Source organism: Actinomyces wuliandei, assembly GCF_004010955.1.
Classification (GTDB): Bacteria; Actinomycetota; Actinomycetes; order Actinomycetales; family Actinomycetaceae; genus Actinomyces; species Actinomyces wuliandei.
The window spans coordinates 1,126,608-1,145,770 of record NZ_CP025227.1 but is presented as its reverse complement, the minus strand read 5'-3'; the positions used below and the strand labels follow the sequence as shown (position 1 = coordinate 1,145,770).

Sequence of the window (19,163 nt, the reverse complement as noted above, 5' to 3'; positions counted from 1 at the left end):
CATGCCGTCTCTTCTTAGGAGGGTCCTGGGACTACTGGGGCAGGCCGCAGCCGGAGCCTCCCAAGACGCTGGCAAGGCTGGTGACAGGACCGGAGGGACCAGCGCCAGCGGTAAGACTGCCTCCTCCTGCGGGACCGGCAGACCCGCCGGGACCAGCGCTACCGGCAAGCCCGGCGAAGCCAGCAGGGCTAGCAGGGCCACAGCATCCTCCTCCGCCGCTGCTACGCCCGGCAGTGCCACGGTGTGGGACGTGGCCCGGAACGGCCTGCCGTCCTTCGCCTACGCACCCAGTCCTGACGGCCAGGCCGACCCCGGTGAGGTCGTGTGGACCTGGGTTCCCTACGAGGAGGACCCCTCCCAGGGCAAGGACCGGCCGGTCCTGGTGCTGGCCCGCAGCGGCAGGCGTCTGGTAGTCGCCCAGATGACGAGCAGGGACCACGACGTCGACGCCGTCCAGGAGGCCCGGTGGGGCCGGTACTGGTACGACGTGGGTTCCGGCGCCTGGGACAGGAAGGGCCGCCCCAGTGAGGTTCGCCTGGACCGGTTACTGTCGGTGGACCCCGATACGGTGCGCCGTGAGGGGGCCACGATGAAGCGGGCAGTCTTTGAGGGAGTCATCACGGCTCTCAGGCAGCACTGGTCCTGAGGCGGTCCCGGGCTCCTCCACCCTGCCTGCAGCAGTCGTGGGCGGGCACGCCTCCTACCCGGCTCCCCCGACCTGTCGGCTGCGTCTGGCAGGCAGACCCTGACGGACGGGGTCGGCGCCAACCTGCCGTGCCCCGTCGCAGACGCCTCAGGGCTGAGGTCCAGGGCTGAGGTCCTAGGACAGGAGGGAAGCGCCTTGTCCTCCCTGCTACTCTCCTGTCCTGGTCCTCTCTTCCCCTGTTTGCTCCTCTCCGTTTCCTCCCCATCAAGCATGTTCCTGGTGTAGGCTACGTCGCGCAATGGTCACGTGATGCCCAGCACCTATCCGACACCCTTGACCCGACACCCTTGAAAGACCCGTCAATGACGACCACTCCTGCTCCACAAAGAACCAGTCCTCTCGTGATCCGCAGCGCTGTCGTGGCAGCGCTGGGAGGTCTCCTCTTCGGATTCGACACCGCAGTCATCTCAGGAACCACGGAGAACCTTCGAGACATCTACGACCTCAGCGACTTCTGGCTCGGTTTCACCGTCGCCACCGCGCTCATCGGCACCATCATCGGTGCCATGTCGGCAGGGCGGCCAGCAGACGCGTGGGGCCGCAAGAGGGTCCTGCTGACAATTGGCATCCTCTACACTATCTCGGCCCTGGGCTCGGCCCTGGTCTCCAACTGGCTCCTGTTCATGTTCTTCCGTCTCATCGGGGGGATCGGCGTCGGTGGTGCCTCCGTGGTGGCGCCGATCTACACCGCAGAGATCTCCCCGGCGCGCACGCGCGGGCGGCTCGTGGGCCTGGTGCAGTTCAACGTGGTGCTAGGCATCCTCCTGGCCTACATGACGAACTACGTGTTCTCCCAAGCCTTCGACTACGAAGTCGCCTGGCGCTGGATGCTGGGCATCGAGGCCGCTCCGGCGGTTATCTTCTTCCTCCTGGCACTGGGGATCCCGGAGAGCCCCCGGTGGCTCTACGGCCGCGGCAGCACTGATGAGGCGCGCGGCATCATCGACCGCCTGACCCGGTCACCGGAGGAGGCCGAGTACGAGATCACCGAGATCGCCCGGCGCCTGGAGGAGGACGCCTCCCTGGGCCAGGCCCCGTTCTTCGTGCGCAGGAACACCAAGGTCATCCTCCTGGCCATCGCGATCGCCACCTTCAACCAGCTCTCCGGCATCAACGCGATCATGTACTACGCCCCGGACATCTTCCGCATGGCCGGGGCCGGTGACGACGCGGCATTCCTGTCCTCCATCGCGATCGGGACCATGAACCTCGTGGCCACCATGACCGCTCTGACCGTCATCGACCGCTTCGGCCGCCGCAGGCTCATGCTGGTCGGCTCCATCGGCTACCTCCTGTCCCTGGGGGCGATCTCTATCCTGTTCTTCCAGGCTGGCGGCGACGAGCTCGGTGGAAACACCTCCACCTTCGTCCTGGCGAGCCTCCTGGTGTTCATCGCCTCGCACGCCTTCGGCCAAGGCTCGGTCATCTGGGTGTTCATCTCCGAGATCTTCCCCAGCCGCATCCGTGCCCGAGGCCAGGCCCTGGGCTCCTTCACCCACTGGTTCTTCGCAGCCGTGGTCTCCTGGGGGTTCCCGGCCGTGGCAGGCGGTCTCGGAGGAGGATGGGCCTTCGCCATCTTCTTTGTGTGCATGATCGGCCAGCTCGCCTGGGTGCTGCTGAGGATGCCTGAGACCAAGGGTGTGCCCCTGGAGGAGATGGAGAAACGTCTCGGCCTGGAGCAGGGCTGAGCCACGGGGGCGCCCCGGCCGATCCACGGCCGGGGCGCCCCCGTCATGCAGCGTCAGTGCAGGCGCTCCCGCAGCCCCGGCTAGGTGGTCGAGATGCTTCTCTGCGTGGCCGGGTGGGTCGGCCCCTGCTGCGTAGTGTCCGCGTGTCCACAGCGGCCACAAACGCCTCGACGGCCTGCGTAGGCCCCTGGAAAAGCCGCGTGACTGCAAGGTCCTGTAGTCGTGCTCGAGCCGCGACCGCCCCGTTCGTGGCCGCCGTGGACACCCCAGCCTGACGGCGGCGCCTGGAGAGCAGGAGCCCGAGCTCCTCCTGGGCGGCCCTGCCAGACCTCCCTGACCGTGAGACGGGCTACCTGGAACCCCCGGCACGCCGGCTCCCGGTCCCGGCGGCGGTCCAGGCCGACCCGGTACTCGCTGGCGTGGTAGGCGTCGCCGTCCAGCACCACCAGCCGTCGCGTACAACGTCCACGGGGAGGCTGGGTCAGTCATGTCAGCACCCTTGGGAAGACGTTCATCAACAAAGTCAGGCCTGGTGATCTCCTCCTGGCTCTCGCGCACCTGTGCCCCCAGCGCCCCACGGACGTCAAGGATCTCGGGACGGGGGACCAGGAGCGGACCCCAGACCACCGACTGCGAGAACCTGCAGCCGTGGAGCTGCTGCTCCAGGTGCCTGCAGGCCTTGTCAGCCTCTGCCCACGCAGCCGACTCGAAGGCGCCGTGCAAGAACTCCCTGGTAGGCAGGGGGACACCGTTGTCCAGCAGGAGGTGTGCCACTGAGGCTTTCTCCACCCACCCGCTGGCCGCCAGGTAGTCTGCATAGCGCACAGGGCCCCTACCATGCTGGTGTCTGTCCTGGGCCGCAGGTCTCCACGTCCGCACTGCCCAGCACGCCGTGCAGGACGGCCCCTTCCAGCAGCCACTCTTCCACATAGCACCCCCTTATCCTCCAGGCATACCGCCCCGGCGCGACGCACCTCACGCTGCACCGCCCATCCGAGTCCTGGGGACCTGCTGCCACCAGGTGCTAGAGTCGCCCACTGGACCTCTGGCCCGGTCGGCTGCGGGGTCCGGCACACGGGTCAGCCAGGTACCCCCACCACCTCCTGTCAGTCCCGTGGCGCGAACCCTCTCTCCGGCCACTGACCACACCAGACACGAGAAAGCTTCACCGTGGCGAACATCAAGTCCCAGATCAAGCGCATCAAGACCAACGAGAAGGCTCGCCTGCGCAACCAGTCTGTCAAGTCCGAGCTCAAGACCTACGTGCGCCGTGTCCGCGAGGCCGTCGAGGCTGGCGACAAGGAGGCGGCTCTCACGCACCTCCACGCAGCCTCCCGCAAGCTGGACAAGGCCGCGGCGAAGGGAGTCATCCACAAGAACCAGGCGGCCAACCGCAAGTCCAAGCTGGCCAAGCGCGTCGCCTCCCTGTGAGGCCAGTCCTACGGTGTGAGTACCGAGGGCGTCTCCCCGCCAGGGAGGCGCCCTCACCTTGTTCCCGCTCCCTTGAACGACGCCCCGCTCGCGCCTGCGGCTCTGACACTGGGCTCGGTTACGACGACTCTCATCTGGCGCCTCCGCAACGAGCTACGGCCCCTGGCACCGGGCTCGGTTCCAGAGCCCCGGTAACCCGTTTCCGAACCCGGCTCCGCCCAGCCACGCACCGCCGCTTGCCACACACCGCATAGGGGCGTCCCCGGCCCCAGGTGTACCGGCAGCACGTACCTGCCGCCTACCGACCCACCAGCAAGGAGTGCCCATGCGTATCGGCTTCGACCGTGACACCTACCGGCGGATGCAGTCCACCCACATCGCGCAGCGCCGGGCACAGTTCTCGGGCAAGCTCTACCTGGAGTTCGGAGGCAAACTGATCGACGACATGCACGCCTCCCGAGTGCTGCCCGGCTTTACCCCGGACAACAAGGTAGTCATGCTCGCCGAGCTCAGCGACGAGGTCGAGGTCGTCGTCGCCGTCAGCGCCAGGGACCTGGCCCGCAGCAAGGTCCGTGCCGACCTGGGTATCTCCTACGAGGACGACCTGCTGCGCCACGTCGACGCCTTCAGGGGCTACGGGCTGTACGTGGGCAGCGTCGTCATCACCCAGTGGACGGACGACAACCGCCAGGCCCAGGACTTCAGGCGCAAGCTGGAGAGCCTGGGCATCAGGGTCTACCGTCACTTCCCCATCCCCGGCTACCCGGGCGACGTGACTCGGATCGTCTCCGAGGAGGGCTACGGGCGCAACGAGTACATTGAGACGAGCCGCGACCTGGTCGTCGTCACCGCTCCCGGACCGGGCTCAGGCAAGATGGCCACCTGCCTGTCCCAGCTCTACCACGACCACCGGCGCGGCATCGCCTCCGGCTACGCCAAGTTCGAGACCTTCCCCATCTGGAACCTGCCTCTGGACCACCCGGTCAACATCGCCTACGAGGCAGCCACGGCGGACCTTGACGACGTCAACATGATCGATCCCTTCCACCTGGCGGCCCACGGCACCCAGGCCGTCAACTACAACCGCGACGTGGAGGTCTTCCCCGTACTGACCCGTCTGTTCGAGGAGATCCTCGGCTCCTCCCCCTACGCCTCCCCCACGGACATGGGCGTCAACATGGCCGGGTACTGCATCAGTGACGACGAGGCCTGCCGCCAGGCGGCTGTCCAGGAGGTCATCCGCCGCTACTACAAGGCGCTGGTGGCGGAGAGGCGTGACGCAGTGGAGTCCGTCCAGTCCGACCGGATATCCCTTCTCATGGCCAAGGTCGGCGCGAGCAAGGAGGACCGGCCGGTGGTGCGGCCCGCCCTGCAGGTAGCGGAGTCCACCGACGCTCCTGCTGCCGCTGTCGAGCTGCCGGACGGGCGGATTGTCACCGGCAAGACGTCGGCGCTGCTGGGAGCCTGCTCGGCCATGCTGCTCAACGCGCTCAAGGTCCTGGCCGGGCTTGATGACGTCGACCTGCTGGCCCCGGCCTCGATCGAGCCGATCCAGACGCTCAAGACCAGGCACCTGGGCTCCCACAATCCCCGCCTGCACACCGACGAGGTCCTCATCGCCCTGGCCGTGTCCGCCAACGGGGACAGCAACGCCCGTCGAGCCCTGGAGCAGCTGGACAACCTGCGTGGCTGCGACGTGCACACCTCCACCATCCTGGGTCCCGTGGACGAGGGGATACTGCGCGCCCTGGGGGTCCAGGTCACCAACGAGCCTGTCTACGCCACCAAGGCCCTGTACAGGAAGCGCTAGGTACCAAGGGGCCTAGCCACTCGGCGGCCCGTCCCGGGCGCACGCACCCGGCTGGCTTGCTCATGGCCAGCCTCCTGACTCACCCTCGTGGCTTCACCGCCGCGAGGTCGTTCCCCTGCTGCGGGCACGGCACACGGTGAGCACGGCGCGCTCGACGGCGTAGACAGCGTCCCGACTGCCTCCCTTGACCTCGGCGTCAGCCCTGGCGACCGCCACGATAGCCGTGGCCAGGGCGTCGTCGGACCAGCCGGAGAGCTCGCGCCGCGCCCGGTCCACCTGCCAGGGCGCCATGCCCAGGTCGGCCGGGCTCATGCGTCGGCCTCCGGCGGCGGCCACACGTGCCAGCTGGCGGACCTTGGTCGCCAGCGCCGCCACGACCACCACCGGGTCGGTCCCGGTGGCCACGGCGTGGCGCAGCGCGGTGATGGCTGCCGAGGTGCTGCCTGCGGCTGCGGCGTCCGCCACGGTGAAGCCGGTGGCCTCAATGCGTCCGGCATAGTAGGTGCTCACGTGCTCGGCGGTGATTGTCCCCTGGGTGTCAGCGAGAAGCTGGTCAGCTGCCGAGCACAGCTCGCGCAGGTCACTTCCCAGCGCGTCCACGAGGGCACCGACGGCCTCCGGCTCGATGCGTCGGCCCGCTCGTGCCACGTCGGCGCTCACCAACGCGGACTTGTCCCGGGGGGACTTCACCGGAGGGCAGGAGACCACGGGGTAGCCAGAGGACCCGACGGCCTCCAGGAGCCTTCTGCCGCGCTGCCCACCGTTGTGCCGTAGGACGACGCTGACCTCCGGGTCAGCCAGGGCTGCGGCGGAGCCGACATAGGCCAGCAGGTCGGTCAGCAGGGCGTCAGTCATCTGCTCCAGGGCCGGGACCAGCACCAGCCGGGGCTCGCCGAACAGGGAGGGGGACACCAGTGTGTCCAGCTGGTGGGCCTCATAGGTGGCGGCCTCGACCCGGATGATCTCCGTGGTCGGGTCCTTCGTCCGGGCCTGCGACAGGAGACGGGCCACCGCACGGTCTGCCAGGACCTCCTCCCCCGCCTTGACAAGGACCACCGGAGCCAGCTCGACCTGGTCCCACGTGGGTCCTTCCGGTGCGCTGCGCCTGCTGCGGGACCGTGGGGCTCGGGTGGGTGCCATGGGGCTAGCCTGCCACGGGACAGGAGACCAGACAGGAGGCTGAGGCCGTCTCCTGTCCTGCGTCGCAGCCCTCGGCTGGCCACCGCCAGCACCACCATCTCCAGCCCGGCCAGGGCCAGCGCCCCGGGTACGCCTCCGGGGCAGGCGAGCGCGGAGCCGGGCAGGCCAGCAAGCCTGCGGGCTGTTACCACCAGCCACGCACAGGACGCGAGCGCTGGCCAGGCGATCACAGAGGCCGCCTCAGGCCACAGCGGTGCGACCAAGGCGGCGGCGATGCCACTCACCGTGGCCACGGGGACCACCGGGGCCGCCAGGACGTTGGCAGGGACCGACCACAGTCCCACCTGTGGCTGGAGGAGAACCAGGAGGGGAGCACAGGCCGCCTGGGCAACCGTGGGCAGGGCCAGGGCAGCGGCCAGCCACCGGGGCAGGTAGCGGGACAGGCGGGCCGCCGCAGGCCGTGCTCCCAGCAGGATCCCGGCGGTTGCCGCCACGGACAGGGCAAACCCGTAGTCACGCGCCTGGAAGGGGTCAGCCAGGAGCAGGAGGAGGACGCCGGCACACAGGGCGGGCACCGAGGCCGAGCGCCTGCCCGCAGCCACCCCGGCAAGCATGACACCGCCCATGGCCGCTGAGCGCAGGACGGACCCGGAGGGACGGACCAGGACCACGAGGCCACCCAGCAGTACGGCACCCGCCACCGCGCGCCACCGTCGCGGCACGACGCCCAGTGCGCCCAGCCCCAGCCCCAGGACGATGGCCACATGCTGCCCAGACACTGCGGTCAGGTGCGTCATAGAGACCGTACGCATGTCCAGGCGCACCTGCGTGGGCAGGGCGTGGTCGTCCCCCAGGGCGATGCCGGGCACCAGGGCCTGGGCACCCTGGTGCCACCATAGCGCTGTTCCTGCCTGGCCCACCTGGCCCTGCTGGTCGGTCGGTGCGGTCTGGCCCGGCCCAGCCGCGCGAGAAGGCTGCTCCGACTGGCCCTCTTCCCCGGCCACGGCTGCAGCCAGGCCCTGTCGCAGCGACGTCACGACCGCCAGGGTCCCGCTAGGAGGAGCCAGGACCTGGACCAGGGCGCCTGAGCCGATGACCGCCGCCCGGGAGCTGCCCGCCTCGGCAGGCTGGAGCCGGGTCCTCACCCGGACCCGCGTCCCCATGTCCAGGTCCAGCCACTGAGCGTCCGCCAGTACCGTAGCCGTGAGCCTGCAGGGCTCTCCCTCCACGCTGTGCACCAGCAGGCTGGTCACCACGGTGGTGGACCCGGCCCGGGCCAGGACCCGTGGCTGCTCACCCACCGTTGCGGTCAGCGTCACCGCGCCAGCGGCCTGCGGCGGAGACACCGAGGTTCCCGCAGCCAGGACCAGCGGGTCCCCCGCACGCGACCACAGCTGGGCGGCAGTGACCGTCAGGACCGCTGAGACAGCCAGGGCGCACAGCAGCAGGCTGGCGCTCACGGACCCGACTGCCCGAGGATCCTCCGGGGCGCCTGGGCGCGGGTCCGCCCGGTGGCGTGGCGGCCGGAACCGGACCACCGGCACGGTCAGCAGCATCGCAGCCCCGAGGCACACGCCAGCTGCTGCCAGGACGTGGCGCCACCCGTGTGCACCGCCGACCCCGACGGCCCAGTACGCTGCGACCCAGCACAGGCCGGCTGGTGCCACCAGCCTGAGGTCGAGGGGCTCGGGGGCCTTGTCCACCAGGGCGTGGTCGCGTTCCTGGGACCTGCGCTCCTGCGCCGGGCTGCCAGCCCCTGAGCCAGTCGTCCCAGGGCCAGGACTGCCCCCAGCCAGGTCCCCACGCTGCCGAACTTGCTGCCTCATACCACAGCCACCTCCCTGAGAGCCTCCAGCTTGGCCTGTCCTATACCGGAGACCTCCGTGAGCTCGTCCACGGAGCCAAAGGGACCGTTGGCCTCCCGGTGCTCCACGATCCGCTGGGCCAGCGCCGGCCCGATCCCCGGCAGCCCCTCCAGCTCCAGGGCGCTGGCCGTGTTGATGTTGACCAGGCCGCTCGCCTCCTGTCCCTGCCCGTCGTGGGCCGCCCCGGAGGCTGACTGTCCCGGCTGCTCCCCGACCTGTCCTGCTCCAGCCTCCTGATCGGTCAGGACCTCGCCCTCACGGGGGACGCGCACCTGCTCCCCGTCGCTGAGGACACGCGCCAGGTTGAGCTGGTCGGTATCCGCCTCCTGGGTCGCCCCGCCAGCCGCCTCGATCGCGTCGGCAACGCGCGCTCCCTGCCCCAGGACCACGACCCCAGGAGAGGCGACGGCACCGGTCACGTGGACGACCACCTGCCCGGTAGCCTGGGAGGACCCCGCCTGCCCTGGCTGGGTAGAGGCTCCGGTGCTGCTGGTGGCACGGGGGTCGCTCGGCGGTACGCCCTGGGGCAGGGTGGCCGGAGCCGTGGCAGGCGCCTGGGTAGAGGACTCCCCTGCCCCCGAGGTCCCGGCGGCTCTCGGGACGTCCTCCCCCACTGCGGGGGCACCCAGGACTGTGCGCAGCGCCAGGAGCGCAGCCAGGACCATGAGCAGCGTGCCCGCCACGACAGCAGCACGGGGGGCGAGCACGGCCCGCCGAGGACGGGTGGGGGGCTCCTCAGGGTCAGGGGCGCAGGCCAGGCGCACCAGCCTGTCCACAGACCGGTGACCGGGCCTGCCCGGGGCTGGTCTCCTGCCGCTCATGGCAGCGACGCTAGGCGGGAGGAGGCTGTTGGTGCCCGGTCAGCCAGGACGGGCTGTGGACACGGCCAGTTCCGTACGCGCTGTGGTGGCCGGGCAGCGCCCGCTCACAAGGCGCCGCTCACACGGCGCCCGCACGGGCACCCTCCGGACAGGATCAGGCACGAACCTGGACCAGGAGCCGAGGTGCCACCGCGACCCCTGTGGCGCCAGGCCCCAGGTGGACCTCCAGCGCCTTGTCCACCGGCAGGGTGAGGACCTGCGAGACCCGCGCTCCCGAGCGCGCCACGGCGGCGTCCACCTCCTCCCTGAGGCCAGGGAGGTCAGGTTCGGGGGCCTGGAGGGTCAGGATCACCGGGTCCGCCGGGCGTCGGGGTCCGCGCAGCGCCGTTCCTCCGGCAGCCCGCACGACCTGGGCCACCATGTGCCTGCGGGCACGCGCACCGCCCCGCACCGTCTCCACGGCCCGTATCCCCTCAGGCTGGACGGACAGGACCGGGCGAATTCCCAAGACGCCCCCCAGCCGCGCCGTGGTGAGGTCAATACGTCCTGACCGCGCCAGGTACCGCAGGTCGTCGACGACGAAGAACTGGTGGGAGCGGGCCAGGCTCTCCCGGGCCAGGGCGGCACCACGACGGGCGTCGGGAGCCTGGGCTGCGGCCAGGACCGCCAGGGCCAGTGCCCCGGAGCAGCTGGCGGAGTCCAGCACCCGGACCAGGTCCGGCCTGTCACCGTTGAGCCGCGACGCGGCCAGCCGGGCGTTGTCCACCGTGCCGGACAGGACCCCGGAGACGTGGAGGGCCAGGACCTCGTCAGCCCGCTGCGCCGCATCACGGTAGGCCTGCTCCAGCTCCTCGACACTGGGACGCGACGTGGCTGGTGTCCCACCAGCGGCAGACGGTACGTCGCCGCTGCCGTCACCGGTGTGGTGGAGAGGGACGACAGCGATACCGTGACGGTCGCAGGACTCTGCTGGCAGGCAGGCGGCAGAGTCGGTGACCACGGCGAGCGTCATGGAACCAGCCTAGCCGGATCTAGCGGTAACTAGCACGACCTGCCCCGTACAGCCGTGGAAATCGCCCCGCCCACCGGAGGCGGCACGACCTCAGGGGTACTCCGAGGTACCAGGCCTGTCCCGCAACTGCTGAGGCTGAAACTGGGTCGGACTACGCAGCCCAGGTACGCTCCGGCTACTCCTTCCCCACCCCGGTGCTGCCGGTGGGCACCTACCTGGACACCCAGGTAGAGGGGGAGCCTACCGCAGTGGCAGGGCTGCGCGTGGGTGTCCCCCTGGGCCTGCTCAACCGACACGCCCTGGTGGCAGGCGCTACCGGCACCGGGAAGACCCACACCCTCCAGCTGCTGGCTGAGGGGCTGTCTGCCGCCGGGGTCCCGGTCTTCGTGTCCGACGTCAAAGGTGACCTCACCGGCCTGGCTGAGGCGGGTCCCGCCAGCGACAGGCTCACCGCGCGCACAGCTGCCACGGGCCAGGAGTGGAGCGGTCGGGCCTTCCCGGTGGAGCTGTTCCGCCTTGGCGGCTCCCAGCCGGACGCACCTGCCAGCGGCACACCGGTCCGCACCACGGTCACCGAGTTCGGCCCCGTCCTGCTCTCACGCGTCCTGGAGCTCAACGACACCCAGACCTCGGCGCTCCAGCTGGTCTTCCACTGGGCGGACGCCCAGGGGCTGGCGCTGTTGGACCTCAAGGACCTGCGGGCCGTCATCGACTACCTGACCGGCTCCCAGGAGGGCAAGGAGCAGCTGCGTGCCATCGGCGGGGTCTCGACGGCGACCGCAAGGGTCATCCTGCGTCAGGTGTCGGCCCTGGAGGCTGCGGGCGGGGACGTCTTCTTCGGCGAGCCCGCCCTGGAGCTGGCCGACGTCCAGTCCCAGGGAACGCTGTTCTCCACCTTCCTCATGTGGCTCCTGGCCGAGCTCTTCGAGGTGCTCCCGGAGGTGGGCGACCCGGACAGGCCCACCATGGTGTTCTTCCTTGACGAGGCCCACCTGCTGTTCTCCGGCGCCTCCAAGGCGTTCCTGGAGGCCGTGGTGCGGACTGTGCACCTCATCCGCTCCAAGGGCGTGGGGATCGTCCTGGTCACCCAGTCGCCCACAGACCTGCCCGACGAGGTCCTGGCCCAGCTGGGCAGCCGCGTCCAGCACGCGCTGCGCGCCCACACGCCGGCCGACGCCGCCAGGCTCAGGAAGGCTGTCTCCACCTTCCCCACCTCTCCCCTGGACCTGACCGAGGTGCTGACCTCCCTGGGAACCGGGCAGGCCGTGGTCAGTGTCCTGGACGACAAGGGCCGACCGGCGCCAGTGGCCCCGGTGGTCGTGGACGCGCCAGCCTCCGTCATGGGCCCGGCCCAGGAGACGACCGTCTTCCAGGTGCTGGCCTCCTCCCCCCTGCAAGCAACCTACGCCACCGCGGTGGACAACGAGTCCGCCTACGAGATGCTGGCGGCCCGGGTCGAGGCTGACGCCCAGGCCGCTGAGGCGGCCCAGGCCGAGGAGGAGGCCCGCAAGGCCGCCCAGAAGGAGGCGGACCAGCGACGCAGGCAGGCGCAGCGTCTGGTCAGGCAGGCCGAGCGGGACGCCGAGCATCGTCAGAAGGAGGCGCAGCGGGCCACCGAGCGCCGACGGCGCGAGGTGGAGAGGAACCTGGGCACCGTGGGCCGTCAGATCACCCGGGAGATCTCCCGCTCCGTGCTAGGCACCCTGCGGCGACGCTGACACGCGCCAGCCCCCGGGCCGAGGCAACGGAAGCCCGGGGGCGTCCGGACCAGCCAGCAGGGACCAGGAAGGGCACCAGGGCTCGCCCCCCAGGCACGGTCCTGGACTCACTCGGGCACGATGCTGACCAGCCTCGGCGCCCGCACGATGACCCGGCGCACGCCCCGGCCGTCCAGGCTGCGCCGCACGCCGGGAGCAGCCAGCGCGGCCTTCTCCAGCTCCTCCTCCGAGATGTCCGGGTCCACTTGGAGGCGGTCGCGCACCTTCCCCTGGACCTGGACCACGCAGGTCACCTGCTCAGCGCGCAGCAGGGACTCGTCGGCGACCTCGGGGAAGGGCTCACGGGCCAGGGAGCCCTCGTGCCCCAGCCTGCTCCACAGCTCCTCGGCGATGTGCGGAGCGACCGGGGCCGTCATGAGGACCAGTGGCTCGACCGCCTCACGCGGCACGGGGTCCAGGCCGGTGAGGTGGTTGTTGAGCACGATGAGCTTGGCGATCGCCGTGTTGAGACGCATCCCCTCGTAGTCCTCACGCACCCCGACCACCGTGCGCGCCACCAGGCGACGGGTCTCCTCCTGGGCAGGCTGGTCGACCACGACGGTGTCACCAGTGGCCTCATCCACCACGTTGCGCCACAGGCGCTGCAGGAAACGCTGCGCCCCCACCACCGCCCGGGTCTCCCAGGGCCGGTCCACGTCCAGCGGCCCCATGGACATCTCGTAGACGCGGAAGGTGTCCGCACCATAGGCCTCGTACATCTCGTCAGGGGTGACGATGTTCTTCAGGGACTTGCCCATCTTGCCGTACTCACGGGTGACCGGCTGGCCCTGCCAGGTGTAGACGGTGCTGCCGTCAGGCCCCTCAGCCTCCTCAACCTCCTCGGCAGGCACATACTGGCCTCGGGAGTCGGTGTAGGCGTAGGCCTGGATGTAGCCCTGGTTGAACAGGCGGTGGTAGGGCTCGGAGGAGGAGACCACCCCCAGGTCGAAGAGCACCTTGTGCCAGAAGCGGGAGTACAACAGGTGCAGCACGGCGTGCTCGACCCCGCCCACGTACAGGTCGGTACCCCCCGAGGTGTTGCCGTCCTGGGGCCTGGGTCCCATCCAGTAGGCCTCGTTGGCAGGGTCGATAAGCGCGTCCTCGTTGTCCGGGTCGGCGTAGCGCATCTCGTACCAGCACGACCCGGCCCACTGGGGCATCGTGTTGGTCTCGCGGTAGTAGGTCCGGGGGCCCTCCCCCAGGTCCAGCTCAACCTCCACCCACTCGGTGGCCCTGCTCAGAGGCGGCTCGGGCTCGCTGGCGGCGTCGTCGGGGTCGAAGGAGCGCGGCGAGTAGTCGGTGACCTCGGGCAGCTCCACGGGCAGCATCGACTCGGGCAGGGCGTGGACACGCCCCTCCTGGTCCCACACCACGGGGAAGGGCTCGCCCCAGTAGCGCTGCCGGGAGAACAGCCAGTCACGCAGGCGGTAGGTGACTGCGGCCCGGCCCGCCCCCTTGGACTCCAGCCACGCCGTGACGGCCGTCTTGGCCTCCTCCACCCCCATCCCGTTGAGGCTGATCTCCTCGTTGGCGGAGTTGACGAGCTCACCGTCACCGGTCCACGCCCCCTCCTCCAGGGACGCGCCCTCGGGCAGCGCCACGGTCGCCACGACGTCCAGGTCGTAGGCCCGGGCGAACTCCCAGTCACGCTGGTCGCCCGAGGGCACCGCCATGATGGCTCCGGTCCCGTAGCCCATGAGCACGTAGTCGGCCACGAACACCGGCACCTGTGCCCCGTTGACGGGGTTGACCCCGAACAGCCCGGTGAAGACCCCGGTCTTGGCCCGGCCCTCGTCGCTGCGCTCGGCCTCGGTGGCTGCCGCCGCCTGGGCGCGGTAGGCGGCCACGGCCTGGGCCGGGGTGGCGTAGCCACCGGTCCAGGCCTCCTTGGTGCCCTTGGGCCAGGCAGCAGGCACGGCCAGGGCGGCCGCGTCCTGCGCCACCTCCTCCGCAGAGCGCGCGGAGGCGGAGGAGCCCGACCCGCCCAGCAGCGGGTGCTCAGGGGCCACCACCATGAAGGTGGCACCGAAGAGGGTGTCAGGCCGTGTGGTGTAGACCACGAGCTCAGCATCGGGGCCGGCCGCAGGCACGCTGAAAGCGACCTCCGCACCCTCGGAGCGCCCGATCCAGTTGCGCTGCATGAGCCTGACCTTCTCCGGCCAGTCCACCGTGTCCAGGTCCTCGGCCAGGCGGTCGGCGTAGGCGGTGATCCGCATCATCCACTGGCGGAGGTTGCGCTGGAACACCGGGTAGTTGCCGCGCTCGGAGCGGCCCTCGGCCGTGACCTCCTCGTTGGCCAGCACGGTCCCCAGGCCCGGGCACCAGTTGACCGGGGCGGAGGTGACGTAGGCCAGCCGGAAGGAGTCGATGACGTCGCTGCGCTCCCCCGGGTCCAGCTCGGACCAGTCCCGCCCGTCAGGCACCGCCACCTGGCCGCTGGCCAGCTTCTCCACCAGCTCGCAGACCGGCCGGGCGGCGCCCCGGCCGCGGCCGTCGCGGCGCTGGGCCTCAGGGTCGAACCAGGAGTTGAAGACCTGCAGGAAGATCCACTGGGTCCAGCGCACGTAGTCCACGTCGATGGTGGCCAGGGACCGGCGCGGGTCGTGGGACAGCCCCAGGCGGCGCAGCTGGCGGCGCATGGTGGCGATGTTGGTCTCGGTGGAGGTCCGCGGGTGCTGGCCGGTGGCCACGGCGTACTGCTCCGCAGGCAGGCCGAAGGCGTCGTAGCCCATCGTGTACAGCACGTTCCTGCCGGTCATGCGGCTGAAGCGGGCGACGACGTCAGTGGCGATGTAGCCCAGAGGGTGCCCCACGTGCAACCCCTTGCCCGAGGGGTAGGGGAACATGTCCAGCAGGAAGAGCTTCTCCTGCTGCGCCCTGGGTCCTGCCAGCGTCCCCACCGGGTTGTCGGCGTAGAAGGTCCCCTCCTCCTCCCAGCGGTCCTGCCAGGAGGTCTCGATGGCGCCGGCCAGCCCGGCCGTGTAGCGGTAGGGGGTGGCCTCGGCGTCGTCCGGCTGCTGGCTGGCGGGCTGGGTTCGGGAACGGGCCTGGGTCATCGTGGCGCTGCTCTCATTCTGTGGTCTGGTGCGGTCGCGGCTCTGGGCGCGCGCCCGGCCGCCGGACCGCAGGCTGCCCTGGCTGAGCGCCCGGGAGACGGCACGGCACCCGCCCCAGGACGGGGAGGTCGGGCACGCCAGGCAGCCACAGCCTAGCGCCTGCCAGCCCTGCCAGCCCTGTCCCTCCCTTGCCCACGGACGTTGACACACGTCACCCTGCCGGGTCCTGCCGACTCCTCCACCCGCGCAGCAGCCTGACCGGCACCCAGCGTCTCAGGTAGCCTGGCCCACCGACGACCACCGGACGGCCCTCCCGGCTGGACAAGCAGGCCCTCCCACCTGGAGGGCCGAGCCCCCTGGGGCGGCCTCCCCTCACGAGAGGCACACATGACTCCAGCACCGTCCTCCGACCGCACCCGGACGGCCTCCCGGCGCCCCCGACCGCGCGCGCTGCTCGCCCGCGCCCACCACGCCCTGGAGTCGGAGGTCGTCTCCGGGCTCCTCATGGTGGCCGCCGCCGCCGTGGCCCTGGTCTGGGCCAACTCCCCGTGGCGGGGCGCCTACGAGTCGCTGTCACACACCGTGGTGGGGCCTCACGCGCTGCACCTGGACCTGTCCCTGGCGCACTGGGCCTCGGACGGGATCCTCGTGGTGTTCTTCTTCGCCGTCGGCCTGGAGCTCAAGCAGGAGCTCGTCGTCGGCTCACTGCGCGACCTCAGGGAGGCGAGCCTGCCGATGCTGGCCGCCGTCTTCGGGATGGTCGGCCCGGCCCTGGTCTACGTCGCCGTCCAGCTGACCTCCTCAGGGGGCAGCCTCGACGGCTGGGCGGTGCCCACGGCTACGGACATCGCCTTCGCCGTGGCAGTCCTGTCCATCTTCGGACGCGGCATGCCCCCTGCGGCACGCACCTTCCTGCTGACCCTGGCCGTGGTCGACGACCTGCTGGCGATCATCGTCATCGCCTTCTTCTACTCCCAGGGGCTCAACCCCCTGGCGCTGCTGGGCGCGCTGGCCGTCACGGGAGTCTTCGCCCTCCTGGTGCGCCGGGGGACCACCCACTGGTACCTGCTCGTCCCGCTGGGCCTGGCAGCCTGGTGGCTCATGCACGCCAGCGGCGTCCACGCCACCATCGCCGGCGTCCTGCTGGGGATGACGGTGCCTGCCCGCCCCACACGCGCCGAGCCCACCGGCATGACAGCCCGCTTCACCCACCTGGTGCACCCCTGGAGCGCGGGGCTGGCGCTACCGGTCTTCGCCCTGTTCGCCGCCGGGGTCAACATCGTTGACGGAGGCGGCCTGGTCGAGGCGCTGGCCGACCCCGCCGCCATCGGCGTCTACCTGGGCCTCCCCGTGGGCAAGGTCCTGGGGATCTGGGGGGCGGTGGTCCTGCTCACCCGCTTCACCAGCCTCCGGCTGGGGCACGGGGTCGACAACCCCGACGTCCTCGCCCTGGCGGCGATCGCAGGCATCGGTTTCACCGTGTCCCTGCTGATCGCGGGCCTGGCCTTCGGGGAGGGAGACACCACCGACCACGCCCGGGCCGCCGTGCTCCTGGGCACCGTGGTCTCGGCCGTGCTGGGGGCGGTCCTGCTGCGGCACCGGGTGCGCCAGCCACGTCGTGGAACCCCCTCCACCCGTGGCCACGTCATGCGCCCCCACCGCTGACCCACTCCAATGGCCCACTCAGACCCGCTCACCCCACACAGGCCTGTCTGAGCCTACCCGGGCCTACCGGGCTGGCGAGCCCAGGTGGGAGGGGACGAACTCACCCCACCCGTCCTCACGCAGCCCAGCCCGCAGCCGCTCCATGGCCGCGTCCAGCGCCTCCCCGGGGACGTCGTGCCTGGCGGAGGCGAAGGACAGGTCAGTCTCCGAGCGGATCGGCAGGACGTGGAGGTGGAGGTGGTCCACCCCGTAGCCGGCGACCACGAGCCCAGCCCGGGAGGCCTGGAAGACCCGCGTCTGGGTGGCCCCGACACGCCTGGCCACCACGGCCAGGTGGGCCACCAACTCCTCGGGGGCGTCTGTGAAGGAGTCGACCTGGCAGCGCGGCACCACCAGGACGTGCCCGTCGGTGTGGGGCTCGATGGTGGCAAAGGCGACGCACACCTCGTCGGCCCACACAAAGCGCCCGGGGACCTCCCCGTTGATGATCCTGGTGAAGAGGGTCGGCTCGGTGGCACCCGCCTCCCGGGTGGTGCCGGTGCCACCGGAGACCGCAGGGCTGTCAGAGGTGGCGGAGGCGTGAGGGCTGGTCCCAGAAGTCTCAGAAGCTGTCATGGCCCTATTATTGTCCCTGACCTGCCGCCCTTTCCCTCAGCGGCACAGCCACAGGGACCCGTCAGGCACGACGGCGTCCGGCAGCCCCGCGCCTCGGCCGTCGCACACACGCACCACGCAGGCCCGCCGCCGTCTTCCCCCGGCCTCGGCAGGCGCCATGGTGCCCCGGTCCACCAGCCGCACCCGCGTGTCCAGCCGGATGCCGGCGCGCGCCAGGTGCCGCAGGGTCTGGGAGTCGTCCCTGATACGTCCCACCACCCCCCTGGCCCCCACCCTCAGGGCCTCCAGGGGCACGAGCTCAGGGACCACCACCTGGCCGTCAGCGGTGGGGATCGGGTCACCGTGGGGGTCCCGGGTGGGCCGCCCCAGCACCACGTCCAGCCGTTCCAGGAGCCTGTCGGAGACCGCGTGCTCCAGCTCCTCCGCCTCGGCGTGGACCTCGTCCCACTCGAAGCCGAGCCGGGTCACCAGGTAGGTCTCCAGGATGCGGTGACGGCGCACCATCGCCATCGCCCGCAGGCGCCCCTCAGGGGTGAGCGTGACGGCCTTGTACGGCTCGTGGGCCAGCAGCCCCTCCTCCACCAGCCGTGACACGTTCTCGGAGGCCGTCGAGGGCGCCACACCCATCCGACGTGCCAGGCCGGTGATGGAGGCACCCTGCCCACCCCACTCGCCAGCCGCCCACACCGCCTTGAGGTAGTCCTGGGTCACGGTCGAGGACCCGGCTGTGTCCCCGCCCCTGCTGCCTCCCGAGGCGCCTGTGCTCATCCCAGCAGCGCCCTCCACTGGTCCCACAGACCCACGACCGCGACCAGGACGACCACCAGGTACATTCCCGCCGCCACCCACCACCGTGCCCTCAGCACGACGAGGGCCGCCCGGCCCCCCAGCCCCAGGTGCCCCCCGGCCGCCGCCCACCCCCAGGTAGACGCGGCCACGGGGATCGTCACCGCCCACACCAGCATGCAGAAGGGGCACAGCTTTCCGAAGGTCACCACGGACACGGCCAGGAACCAGGCGACGAAGGCGACGCCTCCCAGGCACCCCAGGCTCAGCGCCCACCACATCCACCGGGGCAGGCTCAGGCCGACCAGCACGACGGCCCCCACGGTCAGGAGGGCGGCGAAGGCCATGGCTCCGACGAAGGAGTTGGGCACGCCCAGAAGGTTCCCCTGCCAGACATCGAGAGTCTCTCCGCAGGAGATCAGCGGGTTGACGTCACAGGTCAGGTTTGCCATCGGGTCACGCAGGCGCGTCAGGTGGGAGTCTATGAGCCTCCAGCAGGCCAGCAGCCCCAGCAGGGAGCAGACCACCAGGAGCCAGCCGTAGGAGCGGGGTGCCCCGCTGGGGGCACGCCAGCCGCCCGGGGCCTGGCCGTTGCCGCCAGGGTGGGCACCTGCCTGCCGGACACGGGCCAGGAGGTCCTCGGCACCGGGTCCGTCATCGCTGACAGAGGCGTCATAGTCCTCGGGAGCGCTGAGGTAGGCTTCCAGCTCCTCCTCGCTCATGGCGTCGATCTCGGCGTCCGTAGGCACCCGCACCATGCGGTCCCTCCCTAGTCCTCGTTGTCTCTCAGCCTTTTCTCCCTGCCTCTGGG

Annotated in this window: 13 protein-coding genes and 1 pseudogene; 6 read left to right on the top strand and 8 right to left on the bottom strand. The window is 70.8% G+C overall.

Annotated features, from left to right (window positions below; genetic code table 11):
* Position 1 precedes the first annotated feature (1 nt).
* From CWS50_RS04705 to CWS50_RS04690, 4 genes are all read left to right on the top strand, one after another.
* Positions 2-646, top strand: coding sequence for a type II toxin-antitoxin system PemK/MazF family toxin (locus CWS50_RS04705; RefSeq protein WP_127841850.1), 645 nt, complete (start codon positions 2-4; stop codon positions 644-646).
* 362 nt (positions 647-1,008) lie between these two features.
* Positions 1,009-2,394, top strand: coding sequence for a sugar porter family MFS transporter (locus CWS50_RS04700; RefSeq protein WP_127841849.1), 1,386 nt, complete (start codon positions 1,009-1,011; stop codon positions 2,392-2,394).
* Positions 2,395-3,564: 1,170 nt separating this feature from the next.
* Positions 3,565-3,825, top strand: a complete 261-nt coding sequence (gene rpsT / locus CWS50_RS04695; RefSeq protein WP_120204675.1) for a 30S ribosomal protein S20 — start codon at positions 3,565-3,567, stop codon at positions 3,823-3,825.
* Positions 3,826-4,150: 325 nt separating this feature from the next.
* Positions 4,151-5,635 carry a DUF1846 domain-containing protein gene (locus tag CWS50_RS04690; protein WP_127841848.1) on the top strand — a complete coding sequence of 495 codons (1,485 nt, stop codon included), beginning with the start codon at positions 4,151-4,153 and terminating at the stop codon, positions 5,633-5,635.
* Positions 5,636-5,728: 93 nt separating this feature from the next.
* Here the strand turns inward: CWS50_RS04690 and holA are convergent, their stop codons facing one another.
* The 4 genes and pseudogenes from holA to CWS50_RS04670 all read right to left on the bottom strand — a co-directional run bounded on the left by holA (position 5,729) and on the right by CWS50_RS04670 (position 10,473).
* The gene (gene holA / locus CWS50_RS04685) at positions 5,729-6,775 is read right to left on the bottom strand and encodes a DNA polymerase III subunit delta (RefSeq protein WP_341472737.1); all 1,047 of its coding nucleotides are present in this window, start codon (positions 6,773-6,775) and stop codon (positions 5,729-5,731) included.
* Positions 6,776-6,867: 92 nt separating this feature from the next.
* Positions 6,868-7,938, bottom strand: a pseudogene (locus CWS50_RS13940) (ComEC/Rec2 family competence protein); the annotation flags it as partial.
* A 659-nt stretch (positions 7,939-8,597) separates the two neighbouring features.
* Positions 8,598-9,461, bottom strand: coding sequence for a helix-hairpin-helix domain-containing protein (locus CWS50_RS04675; RefSeq protein WP_243118465.1), 864 nt, complete (start codon positions 9,459-9,461; stop codon positions 8,598-8,600).
* Positions 9,462-9,615: 154 nt separating this feature from the next.
* Positions 9,616-10,473 carry a DegV family protein gene (locus tag CWS50_RS04670; protein WP_127841846.1) on the bottom strand — a complete coding sequence of 286 codons (858 nt, stop codon included), beginning with the start codon at positions 10,471-10,473 and terminating at the stop codon, positions 9,616-9,618.
* A gap of 203 nt (positions 10,474-10,676) precedes the next feature.
* Here CWS50_RS04670 and CWS50_RS04665 point away from each other — a divergent pair, with 203 nt between their 5' ends.
* On the top strand, positions 10,677-12,191 hold the full coding sequence (locus CWS50_RS04665) for a helicase HerA-like domain-containing protein (RefSeq protein WP_423243486.1): 1,515 nt from the start codon (positions 10,677-10,679) through the stop codon (positions 12,189-12,191).
* Positions 12,192-12,298: 107 nt separating this feature from the next.
* Here the strand turns inward: CWS50_RS04665 and CWS50_RS04660 are convergent, their stop codons facing one another.
* Positions 12,299-15,286, bottom strand: coding sequence for a leucine--tRNA ligase (locus CWS50_RS04660; protein ID WP_127841844.1), 2,988 nt, complete (start codon positions 15,284-15,286; stop codon positions 12,299-12,301).
* Positions 15,287-15,673: 387 nt separating this feature from the next.
* On the opposite strand from CWS50_RS04660, the gene nhaA reads away from it, so the two are divergent.
* On the top strand, positions 15,674-16,951 hold the full coding sequence (gene nhaA / locus CWS50_RS04655; protein WP_127841843.1) for a Na+/H+ antiporter NhaA: 1,278 nt from the start codon (positions 15,674-15,676) through the stop codon (positions 16,949-16,951).
* A 63-nt stretch (positions 16,952-17,014) separates the two neighbouring features.
* Here nhaA and CWS50_RS04650 read toward each other — a convergent pair whose 3' ends face one another.
* Genes CWS50_RS04650 through CWS50_RS04640 form a run of 3 tightly spaced genes read right to left on the bottom strand, consistent with a single transcriptional unit; the run spans position 17,015 to position 19,110 of the window.
* A complete protein-coding gene (locus CWS50_RS04650; RefSeq protein WP_127841842.1) occupies positions 17,015-17,566 on the bottom strand; it encodes an HIT family protein in 552 nt (183 codons plus the stop codon).
* Positions 17,567-17,602: 36 nt separating this feature from the next.
* Positions 17,603-18,334, bottom strand: coding sequence for a metal-dependent transcriptional regulator (locus CWS50_RS04645; RefSeq protein ID WP_127841841.1), 732 nt, complete (start codon positions 18,332-18,334; stop codon positions 17,603-17,605).
* Positions 18,331-19,110: a vitamin K epoxide reductase family protein gene (locus CWS50_RS04640; RefSeq protein WP_127841840.1), complete on the bottom strand. Its 780-nt coding sequence runs from the start codon at positions 19,108-19,110 to the stop codon at positions 18,331-18,333. Before CWS50_RS04640 ends, CWS50_RS04645 begins: the two co-directional genes overlap by 4 nt.
* Between the last annotated feature and the right edge of the window lie 53 nt (positions 19,111-19,163).

Bases quoted from the DNA above. Each gene is read 5' to 3' on its own strand.
- CWS50_RS04640 (WP_127841840.1), bottom strand. From the start codon at position 19,110: ATGGTGCGGGTGCCTACGGACGCCGAGATCGACGCCATGAGCGAGGAG.
- CWS50_RS04675 (WP_243118465.1), bottom strand. From the start codon at position 9,461: ATGAGCGGCAGGAGACCAGCCCCGGGCAGGCCCGGTCACCGGTCTGTG.
- CWS50_RS04650 (WP_127841842.1), bottom strand. From the start codon at position 17,566: ATGACAGCTTCTGAGACTTCTGGGACCAGCCCTCACGCCTCCGCCACC.
- holA (WP_341472737.1), bottom strand. From the start codon at position 6,775: ATGGCACCCACCCGAGCCCCACGGTCCCGCAGCAGGCGCAGCGCACCG.
- CWS50_RS04690 (WP_127841848.1), top strand. From the start codon at position 4,151: ATGCGTATCGGCTTCGACCGTGACACCTACCGGCGGATGCAGTCCACC.
- CWS50_RS04660 (WP_127841844.1), bottom strand. From the start codon at position 15,286: ATGACCCAGGCCCGTTCCCGAACCCAGCCCGCCAGCCAGCAGCCGGAC.
- CWS50_RS04645 (WP_127841841.1), bottom strand. From the start codon at position 18,334: ATGAGCACAGGCGCCTCGGGAGGCAGCAGGGGCGGGGACACAGCCGGG.
- CWS50_RS04700 (WP_127841849.1), top strand. From the start codon at position 1,009: ATGACGACCACTCCTGCTCCACAAAGAACCAGTCCTCTCGTGATCCGC.
- CWS50_RS04705 (WP_127841850.1), top strand. From the start codon at position 2: ATGCCGTCTCTTCTTAGGAGGGTCCTGGGACTACTGGGGCAGGCCGCA.
- nhaA (WP_127841843.1), top strand. From the start codon at position 15,674: ATGACTCCAGCACCGTCCTCCGACCGCACCCGGACGGCCTCCCGGCGC.
- CWS50_RS04670 (WP_127841846.1), bottom strand. From the start codon at position 10,473: ATGACGCTCGCCGTGGTCACCGACTCTGCCGCCTGCCTGCCAGCAGAG.